Origin of the sequence: Ferruginibacter sp. (genome assembly GCF_028288465.1) — a bacterium.
Taxonomy (GTDB): domain Bacteria; phylum Bacteroidota; class Bacteroidia; order Chitinophagales; family Chitinophagaceae; genus Ferruginibacter.
The window spans coordinates 1-3,941 of record NZ_JAQBNR010000076.1; the positions used below are offsets into that span (position 1 = coordinate 1).

The following is a 3,941-nucleotide window of genomic DNA, read 5'->3' on the forward strand; positions in this document are numbered from 1 at the left end:
TTGCTCATGTCCACGACTCTACCGCAGTTCCAGGACTTCTGTCAAATTCGAGGCTAGATTCCGCAGGCACCGCCTACGCAGCGTTCCTCGGTTTCCTCGAATACGACGCCCTCTTGAGCGGCTGCAACCGCGTAACCAACGGCTGTAAGCGGCTGTCCGCCACGGGCGCCATCGGGGTAGCACGTCACGCCTCGTACCTGTGGCAAGTATTTATACAGCATCTCACCAAAGTCCTGAACCTCTTGTTCGTCAGTGATCACGTACGGCAGGTTAATCGTGGAGGAGATACCATGGTCAACATACTGTTGAACCCAGGCTTGGAAGGCCACTCGCTTCTCCACGTTGTAGGACAACGAGTAAGCATCCTCGATGGCATTAGGATCGACACCATAGTTCTCGATCAAACGCTTAGCCGTAGGGTCAATAACGTACTGGTACTTCCACGTGGTGCCTTCCACGAGATAGCGGCGCTTGTATGCCACGCAGAAAATCGGTTCAATGCCTGTCGTGGTCTCCGCGATAATACCAATCGTGCCAGTAGGAGCGATGGCACGTGTCTTGACTGGGCGAGAGAGCATGTGCCTGTCGGCCCACATAGCAGCGTAGTCGGTAGACCGGGCATACTCTTCCAGCCAGTCCCCTAGCTCCTCATTAGGTTCATAACCGTAGTTGCGCTTCAGGAGCCACTCATGGATCCCCATGAGACCGAGCCCTAGACGACGGTTCTTCGTACGAGTTACATCGACACCTTCATAAGGGACATGCGAATAGACTGTACCCGCCAAAAGGAACAACGTTCCATAGAACACAGCCGAAGCGAAGTCTTCCTTGGAATCGAATTGGGCCATATTCAGGGAGCCAAGGTTACAAATGTCAGAGTCATCCGATGAAGTGACCTCGGTGCATGCGTTACGCAGTGTCTCTCCAGAATTCTCTCCCACGTCAACGGAGAATCCGGGCTCTGCTGTCTTGAGCATGCGCTTGTTAACAGCCTTGTAGATCTCCTGTGCCAACCCATGCTTGGGGTTCTTCGCATCATCCATGGCAATGAAAAACTCATCGTTCAAGATGACTGAGATATTGGTCATGTCCAAGGCAGCCGGGAAGTTGAAGTCCTTTTCCTTCTCCGCACGCACTGCATCGCTCCAGTCCTTAGAACGAATAAAGGACATAGCATCCTGATGATCCCAACGGAGTCCAGCCCAGATAGCCGAACGACGAGAACCACCCTGCATGATGTGTCGGCCACACTCATTGATCATCTGCATGAGTGAAATTGGTCCGGAGGCTAGTCCACCTGTCTTGAGAATGGGTGTACCATTGGCACGTACATTAGAGTAGTCAATGCCAATACCGGCACCTGTCATCAGGGCCATTGCTGCACGATGAAGTAGGTCTGCCCAACCCTCGCGCGAGTCCTCAGCGCGTAGCAGTAGGCAATTCTGGGTCTGATGAAGGGGACGACCGGAGGCGTAGAGATAACGGCCACCCGGCATGAACTTGCGCTCGGCAATTAAAGAGTGAATTGCCTGGAATTCTTCAGAATCTTCATTGTAATCCAAGGCCCCCAGAACATGCTTGGCTACCCGATAAGCGGTGTCGTTCCACGTCTCGATGACCTTGCCGTTCTCGTCCTTGAAGGCGTACTTCTGCTCATAGATCGCTTGTGCGAATGGGCTCATTGTCTGCTCTACCGATGCTTCAAAATCCTTAGTACTCGTTGCCACCAACTGCTCCTGATCGTCTTTGAATTAATTACGTACAGCTTACACCGTCGCCCCGCACGAGGACTAAGTAGTGCCCTAGGTTGCTGCTTCCCCGCTTGATAAGATCACGCGCCTACGCGCCCTTGGACCCATAATATGTAGTAAAAGATTGAACAACTTGTACAGCGAGCACGCTATAAGAAACTCACACAGAGATAGGTTTAAAACAGGGAGCGCGCGGGCGGGTAATATGCGGAAAGGAGGGAACCATCTATGAATCTTCTTCTAGGTAACACCCAACTATGGGTACTAGTTATCGGTTCACTATCCCCGCTTATCGGCTATGTGCTGAATCGCGTCGGACCGTGGCTGGACGAGTCGGTTAAGCTCGTCGTTCAGGTAGTCGTGGCTGCGGTCACGACATCGCTCTACACAGCGCTGGAGACCAATGTCTTCGGCTTCAACAACGCGACCGTGCAGTTGGTCGTTTCGGGTATCGCGGCGGCATTCGCTGCGCACCACTGGCTGTGGAAGGCAGGCAAGGTCAACACAAAGCTGGGGGCCGTCGAGACGACGCCCGTAGGCGAGTAGACTAACCCGCCTGATACGCTTCAGCGGCGGGTTCGAGTAGTTGACATGTGGGTCCTCCTTGGCATTGGGCCGGTTTAACGACCGGCCCTTTGTCTTCTTCTGGCGACTAACTCGCCTGATAAATTGTCTTCATGACCACAGGAGGGTCCTAAATTGAACATTATTCCAGCCTTGCAGTGCCAAACTCTAAGCGGTTGGTACCCCTATGAAGCTCAGTCCTCTAGCGACGAGGACACGCGCTACGTCGTTCATGTGAATCCCTGGGCCAACCGCTCAGAACAACATGTATGCGAATGCAAGTCCTATAACTTCCGGGGCAAGTGCCGTCATCAGCAGGAAGCGCATGCTGCGCACTGCGGGTGGAATGAACTAGAAGGACCGGAAGAAGCTACGGACGTACATAAACAAGAGCGTAAGTGCCCTCGTTGTGATGGGCCTGCTACCTGGGCGATGTGGGAGGATAACGGTGAGTAGGGTAGACATTCAACGTATTGAATACCAGAGTACCCCTCCTCAGTATTCTGTTGAAACACAGGCCGCAAAGGTCTTGGCTGAAAATCTGAAGCAAGGGCTTATCGCCATTGCCTATGCGATCACGGATCTTGCTGACGCTCAGCGTCAGGTAGCGGAGGCCACCCGTAACCCGGAGTGGATGAAGCCATGACCCTGCAAGAAATTACGAGCGGATTGGGCGGGGCGTACAAGCGTTGGAAGACTGAAGAGCTTCTGAAGGATGATTACAAGAAGAGATTCTTCGCGGCGGCAACGGAAGCTCTTCAAGATGAGGTAGCTTCTCAGGTTGTAGAAGAACTCGTGGCTGAAAATGAAGAGGAAGCTCTTCGTTCGGCACCGCGTAAGAACCCTCGCTACCGCGTCTTGAGCGCTATCGAATAGGAGCAAGGAAAGTGAAAGGTTATCCTTGAAGAGGATATGTCCCTTAAGGAGTTCTCCTACATCAATAGAGAAACCGGGCAGGTGTTTCAACGCATCATCGCTGAAGGAACACCCACCCTGGATGATGACGGCTTGGCTGAGGAGCAGCCCGGCCTTTGGGAGGCGATCACCGAGGAAGTGACAGTAAGAAAGCTCAAGCCGTTGGATGAATTAACGGCAGAGCAGGTGGCAGCATTGGAGCCTTACATCACCATGCCTAAGCCTCAGACACGCTTGGCTGCGCCACGTAAGGCGAAGCCGGAAGAACTTGAACATGGCACGTACGACAACTGACCCCACCAATTGGAAGTTTGCTTTCACAGTAACCGACTTGGCCCGCTTTCTGGGTAAGTCTCCTGTGACGCTGCGCCATTGGGAGCGTAACGGCCTAGTTGTCTTTCCCCGTGACTCCAACGGGGACCGACGTTTGACTACCGATGAGGTCAGGCGTACGGCGCAAATTGCATACAAGCTTCGTCGGATCTCGGACGCCCGACTTCACATGGTCGAGGCTGCCGTCTACTTACTAGAGAATATTGAGGCTCAGAATAATGCAGAAGATCGCTCTCATCGGGGCACCAAGCTCGGGCAAAACGGAGCTAGCCCTACTCCTACAACAAGCGCTACCTGACAAGGTAGCCATTGTAGATAACTACATCCCGGAGATCGAAGATCGATCGGATAGCGTCCTCGGTCACTTTGCCTCCTACG

5 protein-coding genes are annotated in these 3,941 nt (G+C 53.3%); 4 read left to right on the forward strand and 1 reads right to left on the reverse strand.

The window, feature by feature from the left end; all coding sequences use genetic code 11:
* Positions 1-53: 53 nt before the first annotated feature.
* Positions 54-1,682: a ribonucleotide reductase N-terminal alpha domain-containing protein gene (locus JWR61_RS27830; protein WP_301930910.1), complete on the reverse strand. Its 1,629-nt coding sequence runs from the start codon at positions 1,680-1,682 to the stop codon at positions 54-56.
* A gap of 297 nt (positions 1,683-1,979) precedes the next feature.
* On the opposite strand from JWR61_RS27830, the gene JWR61_RS27835 reads away from it, so the two are divergent.
* The 4 genes from JWR61_RS27835 (at position 1,980) to JWR61_RS28370 (ending at position 3,861) form a co-directional block, all read left to right on the forward strand.
* The gene (locus JWR61_RS27835; RefSeq protein WP_301930911.1) at positions 1,980-2,297 is read left to right on the forward strand and encodes a hypothetical protein; all 318 of its coding nucleotides are present in this window, start codon (positions 1,980-1,982) and stop codon (positions 2,295-2,297) included.
* Between the two features lie 648 nt (positions 2,298-2,945).
* The gene (locus JWR61_RS27840; RefSeq protein WP_301930912.1) at positions 2,946-3,191 is read left to right on the forward strand and encodes a hypothetical protein; all 246 of its coding nucleotides are present in this window, start codon (positions 2,946-2,948) and stop codon (positions 3,189-3,191) included.
* A gap of 36 nt (positions 3,192-3,227) precedes the next feature.
* A complete protein-coding gene (locus JWR61_RS27845) occupies positions 3,228-3,524 on the forward strand; it encodes a hypothetical protein (protein ID WP_301930913.1) in 297 nt (98 codons plus the stop codon).
* Positions 3,505-3,861 carry a MerR family transcriptional regulator gene (locus JWR61_RS28370; protein ID WP_367881831.1) on the forward strand — a complete coding sequence of 119 codons (357 nt, stop codon included), beginning with the start codon at positions 3,505-3,507 and terminating at the stop codon, positions 3,859-3,861. The genes JWR61_RS27845 and JWR61_RS28370 overlap by 20 nt, the downstream gene beginning before the upstream one ends.
* Positions 3,862-3,941: the final 80 nt, after the last annotated feature.